Raw genomic sequence first — 16,375 nt, forward strand, 5'->3', positions numbered from 1 at the left:
GGATTCACGGGTAGGAGCAGCATATGAGCCAAAATACGCTGAAAGTTAACGAGTTGCATGAAGATGCTGATTTTGATGAAAACAGTACGGAAACTGAAATTTTCGATGAAAAAGCATTAGTAGAAGATGAACCTACTGAAAGCGAGTTAGCAGAAGATGAGCTGTTGGCGCAAGGTGTTACCCAGCGAGTGCTGGATGCGACACAGCTCTATCTTGGTGAGATTGGTTATTCGCCGTTGTTGACCGCAGAAGAAGAGGTTTATTTTGCCCGGCGTGCATTGCGCGGAGATGTGCCTTCACGTCGGCGTATGATCGAAAGTAACTTGCGGTTGGTAGTGAAGATTGCTCGCCGTTACAGTAATCGCGGTTTAGCGCTGCTGGATTTGATTGAAGAGGGTAACCTCGGTCTTATCCGTGCAGTGGAAAAGTTTGACCCAGAACGCGGTTTCCGTTTCTCCACTTATGCCACATGGTGGATACGCCAGACAATTGAACGGGCAATAATGAACCAAACCCGTACCATCCGTCTGCCTATCCATATCGTTAAAGAATTAAACGTTTATTTGCGTACAGCGCGAGAACTTTCTCATAAATTAGATCATGAACCGAGCGCAGAAGAGATTGCAGAGCAACTCGACAAGCCAGTTGATGATGTGAGTCGTATGTTGCGCCTTAACGAACGTATCACTTCTGTTGATACACCTTTAGGCGGCGATTCAGAGAAAGCCTTGTTAGATATTCTGTCTGACGAAAATGAAAATGGCCCAGAAGACACCACGCAAGATGACGATATGAAACAAAGTATCGTTAAATGGCTGTTCGAATTGAATGCAAAACAGCGCGAAGTTCTGGCCCGTCGTTTTGGTCTGTTAGGATATGAAGCTGCAACACTGGAAGATGTTGGCCGTGAAATTGGTTTGACACGTGAACGTGTGCGCCAGATTCAGGTTGAAGGGTTACGTCGTTTGCGGGAAATTCTACAAGCGCAGGGCCTGAGCATCGAAGCATTGTTCCGCGAATAGCGATACTATCGCAAACAGTCTGGAAAACACGAAAACGGTGAACTGATGTTCACCGTTTTTTTATGGCGACAATTAACCGTTAACTGGGTTACACCATGTTTTTCAGGCGATAAATCCACTCAAGCGCCTGACGTGGTGATAGGGAGTCGGGATCCAATGCCTCTAAGGCTTCCACTGCTGGCGATACTTCTTCATTTAGCAACGTGAGTTGCGAACCATCAATTTTGCTTGCCGCGGCATTGTTCGACAACGATTCCAGCTCTTTCAGTTTTTGCCGCGCGCGTTTAATCACATCCCGTGGCACACCGGCCAAGGCTGCAACAGCTAAACCATAACTTTTACTCGCCGCACCATCTTGTACACTGTGCATAAAGGCGATGGTTTCGCCATGTTCCAATGCATCAAGATGAACATTGACCACCCCCTCCATTTTTTCCGGCAGGGTCGTTAGCTCAAAGTAATGAGTAGCAAATAGCGTCATGGCTTTGATACGGCTAGCCAGATTTTCAGCACAGGCCCAAGCTAATGACAAGCCATCATAGGTTGATGTGCCGCGACCAATTTCATCCATTAATACCAAACTTTGTTCGGTGGCATTATGCAGAATATTGGCCGTTTCTGTCATTTCGACCATAAAGGTTGAGCGGCCGGATGCCAGGTCGTCAGCAGCACCGACTCGAGTAAAGATGCGGTCAACTGGCCCAATAGTGGCTTGGTCCGCAGGAACGTAGCTGCCCATATGTGCCAGTAAGACTATCAATGCGGTTTGGCGCATATAGGTACTTTTACCGCCCATATTCGGGCCAGTAATGATCAGCATTCGCCGTTGAGGTGAGAGTGTCAGCGGGTTAGAAATAAAAGGCTCACTGAGCACCTGCTCCACTACCGGATGACGACCGCCAGTAATTTTGATCCCCGGTTTATCACTCAGTACAGGGCAGTTGTAGTTGAGTGTTTCGGCTCTTTCGGCCAGATTCGCCAAAACATCAAGTTCGGCTAGTGCATTGGCGCTGGTTTGTAACTCAGGTAGATGCGGCAACAGCAGATCGAATATTTCTTCGTACAAGCCTTTTTCAATCGCCAAAGCCTTGCCTTTCGAGGTCAGAACTTTGTCTTCATACTCTTTCAGCTCTGGAATGATGTAGCGCTCGGCATTCTTCAACGTTTGTCTGCGAACATAATGAATCGGTACCAGATGGCTCTGACCACGGCTAACCTGAATGTAATAGCCATGAACACCATTAAAACCGACTTTTAGGGTATCCAGACCCAGCTTTTCGCGTTCACGGATTTCCAACCGGTCAAGATAATCGGTTGCACCATCAGCCAGCGCCCGCCATTCGTCTAACTCGGCATTGTAGCCAGGGGCGATGACACCACCATCTCGTACCAATACTGGCGGCGCTTCAACAATTGCGCGTTCCAGTAAATCTTGTAATTCATCAAACTGGCCGACTTGCGACAGTAAATTTTGGATATGGGGAACATTCACCGGCTGCAATAAACGATGAATCTCAGGCAGTTGCTGAAATGCATGCCGCATTCTTGCCAAATCTCTCGGGCGAGCAGTTCGCAGTGCCAGTCGTGCCAAAATACGTTCTAAATCCCCGACCTGACGCAGTGGAGTTTGCAGTTCAGCGGTAATATCTTGCAGACCACCAATAGCTTGCTGGCGATCAGTCAACACTTTGGTATCACGGATTGGCATATGCAGCCAGCGTTTCAACATGCGGCTGCCCATAGCGGTTACCGTGCAATCCAGGATCGCGGCCAGCGTGTTTTCCGTTCCACCCGATAAATTCTGCGTCAGTTCAAGATTACGACGGGTCGCAGCATCCATAACAATGCCATCTTGCTGACGCTCCATGGTCAAGCCACGGATATGGGGCAGGGAGGTGCGCTGGGTATCTTTGACATATTGCAGCAGGCAGCCCGCAGCCCGCAGTGCCTGATGGGCTTGTTCGACACCAAAACCGATTAAATCGCGGGTGCCAAATTGCAGGTTTAACTGCTGTTTAGCTGTTTCCAGCTCAAACTCCCATAATGGGCGGCGGCGTAAGCCATGTCGATGTTCGATCAACGACATTTGCTCGAAGTTTTCTGGATAAAGTAACTCTGCGGGATGGGTACGTTGTAACTCGGCAGCCATAGTTTCAAGGTCTGCGGGTTCTGCAACTCTAAAGCGGCCTGAACTGATATCCAGCGTCGCATAACCAAATCCGCGCGCATCCTGCCAGATGGCGGCCAGAAGATTATCCTGGCGCTCTTGCAGTAAGGCCTCGTCACTCACGGTACCAGGGGTGACTATTCGCACGACTTTACGTTCAACCGGCCCTTTGCTGGTCGCCGGATCACCGATTTGCTCACAGATAGCCGCTGACTCACCCAATTGAACCAGCTTTGCCAGATAGTTTTCTATCGAATGATAGGGAACACCCGCCATAGGAATAGGTTCACCGGCGGAAGCCCCCCGTTTTGTCAGTGAGATATCCAATAACTGGGACGCGCGTTTGGCATCACTGTAGAACAGCTCATAAAAATCTCCCATCCGATAAAACAGGAGTATTTCAGGATGTTGGGCTTTGAGCCGAAGATACTGCTGCATCATCGGCGTGTGGTCTGATAGATCCTTGCTTGCAGACTCTTTCATTTTGATTTTACTCATTTTTATATTCGATCAAGTGCTCATGTGGCCCCAAGTGAAACCCCTTTAAACTCACGTAAACCCATTAATTTGTAGCTCACTTGTAGCTCAGGCGTGGTAAGTTACCTTCTAATCATTCTTGGGCTACAAATGGTGGTGATGCTTTGAAAACAACTCTCAGTCAGTCATTTATAATCAACAAGTTAAATGTCAATGTTAAGCCAGAGCTAAGTAGCTCTGGTAAAGTTGTTTTCGAACCCAACCCACAGCAGAAACCTTACATAGTTTTTGATGATCACCGTGATTCACCAGTCGGTTTCGGAGTGAAGATCAGTGTGACTAAAAAAACGTATCTAATCCAGCGAAGAGTATCTTCGTCAGATCGTAACGTCAGTTCGGGTAAGAAGCCAAGTTCTGTCTTGAAGGTAAAGGTTGGAAATGTGTCGGATTTTCCAAGTATTGATGAGGCAAGGGAAGCAGCTCGACAATTAGTTCAGACAATGATCGCAACAAAGAGAAATCCCAACAAGATTAAGCGGGAACTCGATTTGGCTGAACTTACCATGAGTGAAGCTTTTGCCCAATATCGGAACCATTTACTTGGCAGAACGAAACCAGCTAAACCCAACACGCTCAATGTCCTGGACAAAGCTGAAAATCGTTTGAATGAGTGGCAAAACCTTCGGATAAAAGATCTTACAGGTAATGAAATTCTTCGTAAGTTTGACGAGATCGCCAGCAGAGCAAGAACCGCCGCTGAACAAACTTTCCGTTGGGCTAATGTCGCGGTTAAACATGCAATCGAGATCGAAGCGGGTAATGCACAGACACAACAACGACAACCTTCGTTATCATACAATCCATTCTCGATTTTAAAGGTGCAGAAGAAGTTCAGGACACGATCTGAACTGGAAGATAGCTATCGTGCGAAAGGTGTTCGAAACCCCTTGTCACCAAAAGATACCCTTGGGCGGTTTTTAATTGCATTAAACAACAAGCGAAGTTTCAACCGCCTCGGTTGTGATTATTTGCTGTTGACCGTTCTGACAGGAACCAGAAAAGAAGAAACGGCTTCACTATGTTGGAGAGAGGCTCTTACAGATGAAGAAGCCAGAACGACCAGCTATGTGGATCTGAAAAATAGAATAATTCGATATTACGACACGAAAAACCGTAACGACCACGAGCTTCCTATATGTGATGGGGTGAAGCGTATCCTTGAAGATAGGTTTGATATTGTCGCTGATACTGAAACTCGCTTGGACAAGCGAAAATGGGTGTTTCCTGCACGTTCACCAAGGAGTAAGGTCGGACACTATTCAGACAGTAAAAGTTTGCGGGAAAATCTCTGCCAAGAGGCGGGGATTATGAAGCTGGGAATGCACGATCTGCGGAGAACCTTTGGCCGAGTTGCAGAGGAACTCACTTCATACGCTGTTGTTAAAAGATTGCTAAATCACCGAAATAGCACCGATCCAACTGAACGCTATGCAGAACCCGACAAAGAGCGGATTTTTGAAGCATTACAAAGGATTGAGTTGCATATGCTGATGACTGCTCCTAAATTATACAATGCGTTACTTGCTTCGGGTAAGTATCCGCCCTTAAACGAGTGAATAAATCAAATAAAGCGAGGACCAATTTATGGAACCTATTACCACAGCAATAGTTTCAAGAGCTATCTATGACTTACTGTTGGTTGGAATATCCTTCACAAAAGATAATATTAAAAAGAGACTAACAGAATTCATCACAAGTGATGGACATGCTGAACTTTTGGCAGAAAAAATCGAGAAGTTAAAAGTAAATGATGAAATGAGTGAAAAGGCTATTGAAAAGCATTTAAAAGCCAGCCCAGAAGTGATGAATGCACTTGCAAATATTCCTAAAACCTCAATAGTCTCAATACAACAGACACATAATGGAGCAGGCGATAATATTGGAAGAGATAAGATCATTAATGGAAAAAGTGAATAATGAAAAGTTTGAACCAAACACACAATGGACAAGGTGACAATGTCGCCCGTGATAAAAATTTATTCATTGAGAATTATAATAACTTCATTAATTCAACAGTGCCAGAAGATCTTAGACAACCTGTTAAAGAAATATTAAGTGACATTTCAAATAGAAAAATAATTGATGCAAAAAAGAAAATTGATTTAATTTCATCTATCAAAAACCAAACTAAAGAAATTGACGATCTTTTTTTATTGCTAAAAATAAAAGCCGATTTAGTTGAAGAACCGAATTCATATTCAGATTTTTCTATTCTTCATAATATAGTTTTATCATCAAATAACGAAATGATAAAAGATCTGTCACTATCTCTATTGTTAAGGCTTGAATTTAACAAGTTTGGTGAAGACAGGATGATGAAGAGGTATGATGCAACGGAGGTTAAAGGCCCTTTTAGCAGGGCTTTGTTGCTTGAGTTAACACTAAGTAAGGATGTATTGCTGGAAAGAGCCTCAGCAGGTAAGCATAGTTTTACCGAAGAAGAATTGATTGGTTTAATATCAGGTTTGTTCAGAGTAAAATGCTTTGAGGTTGCATTAGAGGTCGCAAAATTTTTGGTAGACTATTTCCCAAGTTATAATTCCAGTGTAATACATTTATTTGCGAAAGGAATGTTAATCAATGAGAGTGTAATTGGTAAAGATTATTGGCTTATATCACAAGTAGAAAAAGATCAAATTTGCATATTAATAGAAGAAACCCTCCAATTATATAATGATAGCGAAGGAACTGATCTTAGACTTTTTAATGTAATTGTTCCTTGCTACTTGTTCACGAAAGAATCAGATGTACGTCTGAGAGATATTTGTATAAAAAATATAGAATCCGTTGTTAGGATAGATCATGAAATAGCAAATAATTTTCGTGTTCTGTATCTTGATGATCAAGAGCAAGAAAGTCATCCTGTTAATATTATTAGAAAATGTCGAAATGATAATGATTATAAGGATAATATAGCCAAAAGGATTCTATCTAATAATGTAATTTCTTTATCAGACTTTATCCTTGCAAGAGAATTAATAGAAGATACCATTTTAATTGAATGGATCGACAAAGGTGGCTCAATACAAACCGATACGGGAAGATTGAGTGAGCTTTTCTGCAAGTTAAAATTATATTTATATATCGAACAGAACGATATAAGCAGAAAAAAAAGCAAAATAATTGATGATATCGTTGAAGAAATAATTGATTGTGACAGCATCGATTTCAAATCAATAAATTCAGCTTTCATATACAATATTTCAGAGGATTTGAGAGAGGTTGAGCGGAATAATCAGTTATGTAATATATTGAAAATGTATATTGACGGAAAGGAAAGCTATTGGTGTTCTCCGATTGTTCAACAATACCTTTTGGGATTATTCGAAGCGGGCTTGTATAAAGCATTTAGTTCTCTTAATTATGTTGTTGATAACAAAGATAAACCTATATCAATACAGACAATGGCATTGTTTACTTACTTTTCCCACAATGATATGGAAAAGGCAATGTTGATAGTTGAGGAAAATAACAATAGCAAAGATCTTGATTTCATTAGATTGAAACTTAATGTTTATAATAAAATGAAAAATTTTCAAGCAATAGGGAATGTTGTAAACAAAATTAATTATAAAGACTTCACAGAGCCAACAAATAGTTTGCTTAGATTAAGCGACACAATGATATCTTTGGGATATACAAGGTTCGGACATGATTTAGCTATCAAATTTTTTTTGGAATCCCCTGAAAAAAATTATATGTTTGTATCGCATATCTGTTTACAGATAATGATGTCAAAAAAACATAATCGAGAGTTTGTTCCTTCTGAAGATGTAGATGGTGTGGTTTGTGGAGTTCGCTATAATGATACTGGCAAAGAGTTAACAAAGCTTATTGTTACTGGTGTTTCACTAAATAGCAATTATTTTATAAGTAGTGATTCACCTGTCGCAAAAGTATTGTTAAATAGCAAATATGATGAAGTAAATAAATTGGGGATGAAAAAGCTTATTTTAAAAGAGAGAATGCCTGCATATGTGGCTGTATTACGGTTAGCTCACAAAATTAGAAATGAATCAAATGATGGGTCGGATGTTTTTCAGTCTATAATTTTATCTGAAGACCCACAAGAAATGATAAATGTCATAAAAGATATATTACCTAAAGTCGAACAAAATAATGATATATTTATAAATGAGAAGTTTCCTGTAAACTTTAAACTGGAAATGATAGCTAAAAATGAACCAGTTAAAGCAGCAATGATCGGCCTTACGGATATGAAAATTAAGATAAAAGATTTTGAACCTGGAGGCGAAGACATTGAAGCTAATGTATCAACGGATATATTTACAATATGCTACATTTGCATGAATTCACTTGCGAGTTTTTTCATTGAGAAAGATATTAAATTTTTATTAATAGAAGAGGATGTAAAAGCAATCAAGCAGTGGCTGGAAGTGATAAAAGAGGATGAATACAAAACAATAGGCATTAATGAAAAAGGTAATATTAATATCAATACATCTGATACTATTAAAAGTTATCACAGAGAGTTTATTGAAAATCTTGATGAAATTCAAAAGCAAATAAGAATAATTTATCCCAAGATAGGGGATTTACCTTATGAACTAAATATGTTGCGTGGAATAGTTGGCGATAATTATTTGAAAAATATTTATGCAAGTTTTACCAACCAAACACAATATTTCACTGCCGATTTGATAGCGTGCATTTTTTTCAATAAAACTTTAAATATGAAGGTTATCGATTTTCATAAATACATCAATGAAGCAGCCCAACATACTTCTTATCGTGACCGAGAAAAGGGAGTATTTTTACATAGTTTAGGAATGTATCCTTACCCTCTATCAATAGAAGATTTTTATAATCTGGCATATTCTAAGAATGACGAATCAGGATTTTTTTTAGGGGAGTTAATTAAACAATATTCAGGGCGATTCAATGAGAAAATTAATCTGTATGCATTTATTAGTCAGTTATTTATAAGTTATCTACAAAAAAACTATACAATAAATCAAATATTCAATGCAAAATTTAGCGATATAGATTTTTCTTTTAAAAATTCATATGGTGCAAAAATAGATAGAGTATTTTATATTTGTTGTAGTGCTATAATTAAAATAAAAAATGGATTAACATGTGAGGAAAACTTAGCAAGATTTTTAGCTTTTATTCTATGTGAATTCACATCAAATCCTAAGTTTTTGAATGTAATCTTTTGGCTTGCTTCTAACTTTGTATCAGGACATTTTCTAAGTATTAAAAGATTAAACGAGTGTTTGAATGAATTGTTAGTAATTGAGGAAGTAACTCAAAACTAATTCAATGAGTGGAGGAAGTATGTCAACAGTTGAAACCCTGAGAAGCCTTTCAGAAGTCTGGAAACTATTCGGCGATATGCCTGACGATTCAACATTGAGTGCTGACTTAGCTGCTCTCTATCTCGGTGTCAGTGTTAAAACTCTGGCCCGTTATCGGCAGAATGGTGATGGCCCGTCTTACATCCAATATCAATCGGAAGACAGCAAAGCGAGGAACCAGCGAGTAAATTATCTTTTAAAGGATCTTCGTTCCTGGCGAGATAACCACAAAGTAAGTAACACAATGCACGCGGCTCAGGTGCGTGGGTTAGCTTTCAAATCATTGATCGATTTCTGCGAACCTCAACCTTTCTGGAAGATTGCCAATAATTCAAAAGATATAAACTTAATTATATCTCATGCTCTTATTATTTCTGATGATGACTTCAAGAAAATCCTATTAGAGCCAAACGCAGACGTGGTATGGATTTCAATTGAAAATGCTCTGTTTCAGAAGTGGAAAATTAAAGAAGAAAGAAATATTTGGAACGAAATCTTTACGTCAACATTAGATAATATAGCTCGTGCTTCGGAATCAGAACAGGAAAGATATACGTTGAATGATGTCTTTGATGAATAGATAAACGTGGCCAATTCTGCATTGGCCGTGTATATCAGAAATGTATTTTTTACTTTTCTCTATACATCTCTATATTGAAATCTTTTCCAAATGGATTTACCACATCAAGTGTTTTGTAATTATGCTCATCAATTATTAATCTATATGATTGACTTGCACCGTTAGCCATCATGTCTTCAACTACCGGGAATTTCTTATGTGTGATATTTTCTAATAGAGAGAGGTTTTTAAGATCAATATTTTCTCCATTATAAATAATTTTCTCAGGAGTTGATTTCAAATTGTTTAAAGAGATAACTAATTCTTTATTATTTATCTCCCACTCCCCCGCGCCATTGACTAAATAAGAAACATAAATATCAGAGTTGTTGATTTTATCTGCTTTATAAGATATTTTTCCGCTAACATTGTATTTTCCATTTGAGAAATAAGAGGTCTTGTCCTTTACAGAGACAACAATTCCTTTGTTATCATACGAATATGAATAATTTGTTGTCCAGGTTCCAATTATATCGTCTTTTCTGTGCATATCCGGTGGGTTAGGAAAGAAATATGAATATATTCCGAAAAGAGAACCAGCAGATCCGATGATAATTGATAATCCAATTAAAAATGATTTCAATATCTTCCTCATGATAAACCTTCCTTAGCAAATACATTTATAAGCAACAATGTATTGTATCATGTTTTAATTTATAGCAATAAAGCAATCAAAAAAATAAACATTTAAAATAAGTATCTCTCATTAAAAATAAATTTGAATTATGAAAAAACATAGAATATATATAAAGTAATTACTTTGGCAAAATGCAAAAAATAAAGAAGTTTAGTAACTTTTTTTTGCATGATTTTTTACGTTTTTTACGCACATTGGCTTGTTATATGATATGAAGAAGGCGTTAGTTATTCTCAGGTAAACAGAAAGGATTATATATTCCCCTGCAGGGGAATCGCAAGATTCTCAAAAAATATCCTTCCTAAACATGTCGTTATGCAATAAAAAATCCTAAAAGTGCAAGATTAATATTGCCAAAATAATTATAAGTGTTACACCTAATAAAAATGCAAAAAAGGAGACTATATGAGTAAAATAAAAGTCAATAAATTCCCTCTTGATTCAGGGGAAAGATATTGCGTCATAATAAATAAAGAAACAGGAATACCACTTTTTCATCCTAATTTATACTTAACGACACAAGTTAGAAATAGTGGACATGCTATTGCTACAATAGAATCAAAAGCAGTTAATCTTTCTCTGTTTTATAGATTCATGGAGAAGAAAAATATCGATATAGAAGAATATATTTTAAGTGGAAAATATTTGTCAGGAAGGGATATCGATCATTTGATTATTTTTCTTTCCAAGACTTCTGATTTGAAAAAAGGTATGCGACATAAATCTGATTATGTGTCAAAAAGAACTTTATGCAATAGGTTAGATAATATTACTGCTTATCTTTCATGGTTAACAGAAGAACTTCTACAATATGATTTTCCAAAGTATAAAACTCATCTGTCTAAAATGCTTAAAACTATAAAAGCAAGGAAGCCAATTTGTAATTACTATAACGATAGTGAGTGCGCTGGAGATGGAGATAAAGCATTGAGTGATAGTGCAGTAGATATAATAATGAAAAGTATCGATCCTCATTCACCCGATAATCCATTCGAATCTATTGTAAGAAATAGAAATGCAATAATTATAATGGTTCTAACTGAATTGGGGATTAGAGGTGGTGAATTATTAAATATAAAAATTGAAGATATTAATTTTCAAGAACAAATGCTTTACATTCGAAGGCGAGCAGACGAGGTAAATGATCCGAGATTAAATCAGCCACTGGTTAAAACCCTTGGCAGAGCATTAGCATTAAGTAATGAATTATCATCTAAATTGATGGATTATATCATTTATGATAGAAAGCTCTTTGCAAAAGGTAAATCTGACTTCTTATTTATAACATATAAATCTGGACCCTTTCAGGGAGAGCCATTGAGTAAATCTGGTTATTTTAAAATTTTATCTACAATCAGTAAGTGTGATCTTTTACTAAAAGGTCTAACAGGTCATAAATTTCGTCACACTTGGAATTACAACTTTTCTTGCTTAATGGATTCACTTAATGTGAGTGAAAAAGAACAGGGAGTCATCAGGGAAAAAGTAATGGGGTGGAGACCGAATTCTGGAACAGCCGAAAAATATAATAAAAGATTTGTAAAAGAGAAAGCTAATGATGCTTCAGTAAGATTGCAAGAAAGATTAAGTCGTAGAAATAGAGGAGTGGAAAATGATAAATAATACAAAGTGCAGAGGAAGAGATTATGAATTGATCACAGCAAATAGCAGATATAAGTTCTCATTAGCAGATCCTGCATGGGTTTTAGATAAAAATGTAAAATTGAATATAAGTCTAATTCTTGAAAAATTACATTCATCGCACCATGACTATTTTTTGAATACATTAAGTTTTTTTGCTACAACAAGGTCTACTTCTTATACAAAGAAAATGTTCTGGGCTTTTAATGATTTTTTGAAAAGCTCAAAAGATGGTCTAATAACAGATCTTTCTGTAATAAACTATCATAAGCAAGCAATAAACAATAAATCAGATCACCTTGAAAGTATGAGAGTTTTTTTTAAAAAATGGCTTTATTTAGAATATCCAGGCGTAACTGATTATCAGGTTAAAGTTTTGTGTGAGGGTAAAACAAAAAAAAGACGTATAGGGGAAATGGTAAATACGATGGATTTAAGAAAAGGTCCATTGATAGAAAATGACATAATAAATTTTAACGAAGGCGCTATTTTATTATATGAAAAAGGAATTATTAAAATTTCCGAATTAGTTATGGCATTGATAACCTCATACACAGGGCGTAGACCAATACAAACCTCGCATTTAAAATTGAAAGACATATTGAGCCTTTCCGATATTCATTCTAATGAAATAGCATTAAAATATCCAAGAGCAAAACATAGTGGTGCCTTTCGATCTGAATTTAAAAAATTAAAAATAACGGAAGAGCTTAATGACTTGATCATTATTTTGTGTGAGGAGAATATTAATGTTGTAGAAAATTTAGTGGGCCGAGATTTAACTAATGATGAGTTGGCAGAACTACCATTATTTATTGATCTTGAAGCTTTAAATGTAATTACAAATAACAATGATTTTTCAAGATTATTAGAAACTGACTATTTTCATATCAAATCTAATTTGATTACATGCAAAATACAAAAAATCGCAAATAATATTGACTCATTGGAATACGCAAAAGTTATCAATGCAAGAAGATTTAGATATTCGTTAGGGACAAGGGCTGCACAAGAGGGCTATGGAGAGAGTATTATAGCGGAATTATTAGACCATCGTTCGACAAAGTTTGTAGCTTGTTATGTGAAAAATATACCAGAACATGCAGACAAAATAGACGACATGGTTGCTGGAAGTATATTGAACTATGCTAAAGCCTTCAAAGGGGAATTAGTTAATTCGGATACTGGGAGTATTAAAATAAAAAACCATAAAGGTAAGGATTCAGGTAACTGCTCCAATTGTAACGATTGCAATGCTCCCGTCCCAATTCCTTGCTACACATGTCCATATTTCAAACCTTGGATAGAGGCTCCTCATAATGAGCTATATGACTTTCTTATAAAAGAAAGGAAAAGAATTTCGGATATTACAGAGGATATAAAAGTTACAACGGCGCTAGATCGAACAATCGTAGCTGTAAACGAAGTTATTAAAAAGTGCAATGTAATAAAATCAGGAGGTGGTAATGAGTGTAATTAATATAAAAGACATACAGATCCGAAACGTTACCAACTCTATGAGTTTATTCATTAGTAATATGCAGGATAAGGCGACAAATGATATGCATAATTCCTGGGGTTCGGATGTGTGGGTTATAAAAAAACAAAAAATAAAATTTACTAAATTAAGTGAAGAACACTTTCATAACGAAAAAATGAATTCGGATTTTATCGATTTTGCAAAAGCATATATTACCCATGAATATTCTTTTGAATCAAATAGATTAGGGGTAGTAATCGCCACTCTAAGGTGCGTTGAATATATACTTCTTAAAACACATGGGTGTGCTAATATATGCTTTGTCAATTATAGCATCCTTGAAGAAATTATTTCATTCATTAAAAATAGGTATAGTAATAATTATGCTTATGTTATTGGTCGGGAATTAAAAGGTATATGTTCATTTTTATTTAAAAATAAACTAACCTATAAAAATATAGCTGGATGGAAAAATCCTATCAGATTTAAGCAAGATTATTTTTTAGAAGATAAAGAAAAACATAATAAAAAAATACCAAATGAAGAAATTATATATATCTTCGCAGATATTTTCAGCCAGGAGTTAACAGATAAACGAGATATTTTTACAACATCTGTTGTTGCTTTATTAATGTCAGCACCGTCACGTATTTCAGAAGTTCTATCTTTATCAATTGACTGTGTATTCACGAATACAACACAGAAAGGTAATGAAAAATGGGGCTTACGTTTTTGGGCAGGAAAAGGCTACGGAGGAGATATAAAATGGATTCCGAGTGTCATGGCTCCTGTCACTCAAAAAGCAATTGATAGAGTAAGAAGGTTAACTAATAAACCCAGAATGTTTGCAAAGCTTATGGAGTTAAATTTTGAAGCGTTCCATAAACAGACAAGATTTAGCCGCTATTCCGAGAGTAAATTACTAACAACTGTTCAGGTTTGTGAGGTTTTGTTAAATGAATCAATTTCAGAAAAAGAAGGAATAAAGCTTCTAAAACGTTTATCTATCAAATCTCATGATAATACATATTCATTGAGAACTTTATGGCAGGAATTGCAAAGCCGTCTTCCTGAGGGATTTCCATGGTATAACAAAAATAAAAATATCAGATTTAGTGATTTACTTTTTTTGTTTTTTAAAGATAGCCTTCATTTAAATAAGTCTGATAACATAATAGAATTATATACACCTCATACAAGTTCTTTTTATAGTGATACTTATTACCAAGAAAAAAGAAAAAATATTTTCGAAAGACACGAATATCAAAATGGGAACAAACAGAACTTTCACTTTCACTCCCATCAAATAAGACATCTATTAAATACTATAGCTCAACGTAAGGGCATGACTGAATACGAAGTAGCTAAATGGTCAGGAAGAGCCAGCATAAAACAAAACAGGGTTTACAATCATGTTAGTGAAGAGGAGATAATCGAAAAATATGAATCTTTAAAGCGCTCCTCAACTAACTATACAGTTAGTGAAAATATAAAAGTCCGTGACCCTGTTTCAAGAGAAAGCTTTTTATCTGTTAGTCATGGGGCTGTTCATAAGACAGAGTTTGGATATTGCATTCATGACTACGCTATATCTCCATGTGAAAAGTTCAGAGATTGCTTAAATTGTTCAGAGCAAATCTGCATTAAAGGTTCGCTTGATAGTTTAACCAGACTCAAAGAACGATTGTCAGAAACTAATGAGTTAATTGAAACGACAAGAAAAGATACAAATGAAAATGATCGTCAAATCGATAAAGATCGGTGGTTAAGCTTCCATTTAAAAATAAAGGAACGATTGCAAGAGTTAATTAGTATATTAGAAAGTAAGGAGGTTCCTGAAGGATCATTCGTTCGATTATCCAATAAAAGTTACTCACACTTATCAAGAACCTATAATGCGGAAAAATTATTAAATAATAAAAAGGAAATTATTCATGTCAAAAAAATTAACTAAAAATGAAAAAACTCTTATTATGAATAGGTTGCTGGGTTGGAGTAAGCCGAAAATTACCTGGGAAGAGCTTTGCGAAGAATGTGCCACCTTTCTTAGTAATAGGCCGAGTAGACAAACTTTGTCTTATCATAGCGAGATAAAAGAGGCATTTAAAAGTAAGAAGAATGGTATTAAGGATAATCATAATAATTTCAAAAAGCCTTCTTCACTGTCTATTGCTTCTCAAAGAATTTTTCATCTGGAATCCAGGCTTCAACTTCTTGAAGTGGAAAATCGAAACTTAAAACAACAATTTGTATTGTGGCAATATAATGCATTTAAACACAATATAACTAAGCATATTTTAGATGAGCCGTTACCACTAATAGATAGAAGAAGAACTGACCGAAAACTAACTTAAATATGGAATTAATACATTACGATGTAAATAAATGTTTACGGAATGCTTGATTAATTTATATAATATGATAAAACTATATATATGTTCGTCAGGAAGACGATTATAGATTGCAAGGATGCAACCATATGAAAAAAGAAAACAGAAGAAAGTCTCTATCGAAAGAAGAGCAATTTATCATACTTATTGATAAATATATTACTAATACATACAGTCCAGAAGATGAAATATATACATACAAGCTATACCTGCTCTTTGTGGGCTACCATATAAAATATTTTAGCCCAATCCCAAAATATTGTTGTTCAACTAATAACGTTGACAATATCATGCAAATGTTTTGCAGCGCATTCAAATATATGAAAAGCAACTTTATAAATAATTTACAAAACAAAGAGTTGATTTTTGTTCAATTTAGCGCACTTGTAGATTATATAGAAAGTAATCAAATTAAATTAGATCAAGTCTATGTTGAGTTAAAAGCTCAGTATGAGAAGCGTGAAATAACTAATAGAATTAAAAATAAAAGTGATACACGGAAGAGAGTTAGGTTGTGATGATTTAGAAAAAAAAGCTCCCAGAAGGGAGCTTTTTGGCTAA

General features: G+C 36.2%; 12 protein-coding genes. 10 read left to right on the forward strand and 2 right to left on the reverse strand.

Translation table 11 applies throughout. The features are described from left to right. The first annotated feature begins 23 nt into the window (after positions 1–23). On the forward strand, positions 24–1,022 hold the full coding sequence (gene rpoS / locus QSV56_RS05220; protein ID WP_005167303.1) for an RNA polymerase sigma factor RpoS: 999 nt from the start codon (positions 24–26) through the stop codon (positions 1,020–1,022). Positions 1,023–1,110: 88 nt separating this feature from the next. On the opposite strand, the gene mutS is transcribed toward rpoS, so the two are convergent. After that, on the reverse strand, positions 1,111–3,672 hold the full coding sequence (mutS, locus tag QSV56_RS05225; protein ID WP_301211326.1) for a DNA mismatch repair protein MutS: 2,562 nt from the start codon (positions 3,670–3,672) through the stop codon (positions 1,111–1,113). A 158-nt stretch (positions 3,673–3,830) separates the two neighbouring features. On the opposite strand from mutS, the gene QSV56_RS05230 reads away from it, so the two are divergent. From QSV56_RS05230 to QSV56_RS05245, 4 genes are read left to right on the forward strand one after another with little or no spacing between them, the layout of a single operon-like run. Beyond that, entirely contained in the window at positions 3,831–5,282 is a 1,452-nt protein-coding gene (locus tag QSV56_RS05230) for a tyrosine-type recombinase/integrase (protein WP_301211139.1), read from the forward strand. 28 nt (positions 5,283–5,310) lie between these two features. Then, entirely contained in the window at positions 5,311–5,643 is a 333-nt protein-coding gene (locus QSV56_RS05235; protein ID WP_301211142.1) for a hypothetical protein, read from the forward strand. Next, positions 5,643–9,008, forward strand: a complete 3,366-nt coding sequence (locus QSV56_RS05240; RefSeq protein ID WP_301211145.1) for a hypothetical protein — start codon at positions 5,643–5,645, stop codon at positions 9,006–9,008. Before QSV56_RS05235 ends, QSV56_RS05240 begins: the two co-directional genes overlap by 1 nt. Before the next feature lie 19 nt (positions 9,009–9,027). Further along, positions 9,028–9,627: a hypothetical protein gene (locus QSV56_RS05245; protein WP_301211147.1), complete on the forward strand. Its 600-nt coding sequence runs from the start codon at positions 9,028–9,030 to the stop codon at positions 9,625–9,627. A 49-nt stretch (positions 9,628–9,676) separates the two neighbouring features. Here QSV56_RS05245 and QSV56_RS05250 read toward each other — a convergent pair whose 3' ends face one another. Further along, positions 9,677–10,261 (reverse strand): hypothetical protein, encoded by a 585-nt coding sequence (locus QSV56_RS05250; protein ID WP_229893703.1) that lies wholly within the window; start codon positions 10,259–10,261, stop codon positions 9,677–9,679. Positions 10,262–10,708: 447 nt separating this feature from the next. Here QSV56_RS05250 and QSV56_RS05255 point away from each other — a divergent pair, with 447 nt between their 5' ends. From QSV56_RS05255 to QSV56_RS05275, 5 genes are all read left to right on the forward strand, one after another. Next, the gene (locus QSV56_RS05255) at positions 10,709–11,926 is read left to right on the forward strand and encodes a site-specific integrase (protein ID WP_301211153.1); all 1,218 of its coding nucleotides are present in this window, start codon (positions 10,709–10,711) and stop codon (positions 11,924–11,926) included. After that, entirely contained in the window at positions 11,916–13,424 is a 1,509-nt protein-coding gene (locus QSV56_RS05260; protein WP_301211155.1) for a site-specific integrase, read from the forward strand. The genes QSV56_RS05255 and QSV56_RS05260 overlap by 11 nt, the downstream gene beginning before the upstream one ends. Continuing rightward, positions 13,411–15,378, forward strand: a complete 1,968-nt coding sequence (locus QSV56_RS05265) for a hypothetical protein (RefSeq protein WP_301211158.1) — start codon at positions 13,411–13,413, stop codon at positions 15,376–15,378. Before QSV56_RS05260 ends, QSV56_RS05265 begins: the two co-directional genes overlap by 14 nt. Continuing rightward, positions 15,359–15,778 (forward strand): hypothetical protein, encoded by a 420-nt coding sequence (locus QSV56_RS05270; protein WP_301211160.1) that lies wholly within the window; start codon positions 15,359–15,361, stop codon positions 15,776–15,778. The genes QSV56_RS05265 and QSV56_RS05270 overlap by 20 nt, the downstream gene beginning before the upstream one ends. 125 nt (positions 15,779–15,903) lie before the next feature. Further along, complete coding sequence (locus QSV56_RS05275; RefSeq protein WP_301211162.1) at positions 15,904–16,332, forward strand: hypothetical protein; 429 nt, start codon at positions 15,904–15,906, stop codon at positions 16,330–16,332. Positions 16,333–16,375 lie beyond the last annotated feature (43 nt).

The organism is Yersinia sp. 22-579, from assembly GCF_030433455.1.
Classification (GTDB): Bacteria; Pseudomonadota; Gammaproteobacteria; order Enterobacterales; family Enterobacteriaceae; genus Yersinia; species Yersinia enterocolitica.

Bases quoted from the DNA above. Each gene is read 5' to 3' on its own strand.
- rpoS (WP_005167303.1), top strand. From the start codon at position 24: ATGAGCCAAAATACGCTGAAAGTTAACGAGTTGCATGAAGATGCTGAT.
- mutS (WP_301211326.1), bottom strand. From the start codon at position 3,672: ATGAAAGAGTCTGCAAGCAAGGATCTATCAGACCACACGCCGATGATG.
- QSV56_RS05235 (WP_301211142.1), top strand. From the start codon at position 5,311: ATGGAACCTATTACCACAGCAATAGTTTCAAGAGCTATCTATGACTTA.
- QSV56_RS05240 (WP_301211145.1), top strand. From the start codon at position 5,643: ATGAAAAGTTTGAACCAAACACACAATGGACAAGGTGACAATGTCGCC.
- QSV56_RS05245 (WP_301211147.1), top strand. From the start codon at position 9,028: ATGTCAACAGTTGAAACCCTGAGAAGCCTTTCAGAAGTCTGGAAACTA.
- QSV56_RS05250 (WP_229893703.1), bottom strand. From the start codon at position 10,261: ATGAGGAAGATATTGAAATCATTTTTAATTGGATTATCAATTATCATC.
- QSV56_RS05255 (WP_301211153.1), top strand. From the start codon at position 10,709: ATGAGTAAAATAAAAGTCAATAAATTCCCTCTTGATTCAGGGGAAAGA.
- QSV56_RS05260 (WP_301211155.1), top strand. From the start codon at position 11,916: ATGATAAATAATACAAAGTGCAGAGGAAGAGATTATGAATTGATCACA.
- QSV56_RS05265 (WP_301211158.1), top strand. From the start codon at position 13,411: ATGAGTGTAATTAATATAAAAGACATACAGATCCGAAACGTTACCAAC.
- QSV56_RS05270 (WP_301211160.1), top strand. From the start codon at position 15,359: ATGTCAAAAAAATTAACTAAAAATGAAAAAACTCTTATTATGAATAGG.
- QSV56_RS05275 (WP_301211162.1), top strand. From the start codon at position 15,904: ATGAAAAAAGAAAACAGAAGAAAGTCTCTATCGAAAGAAGAGCAATTT.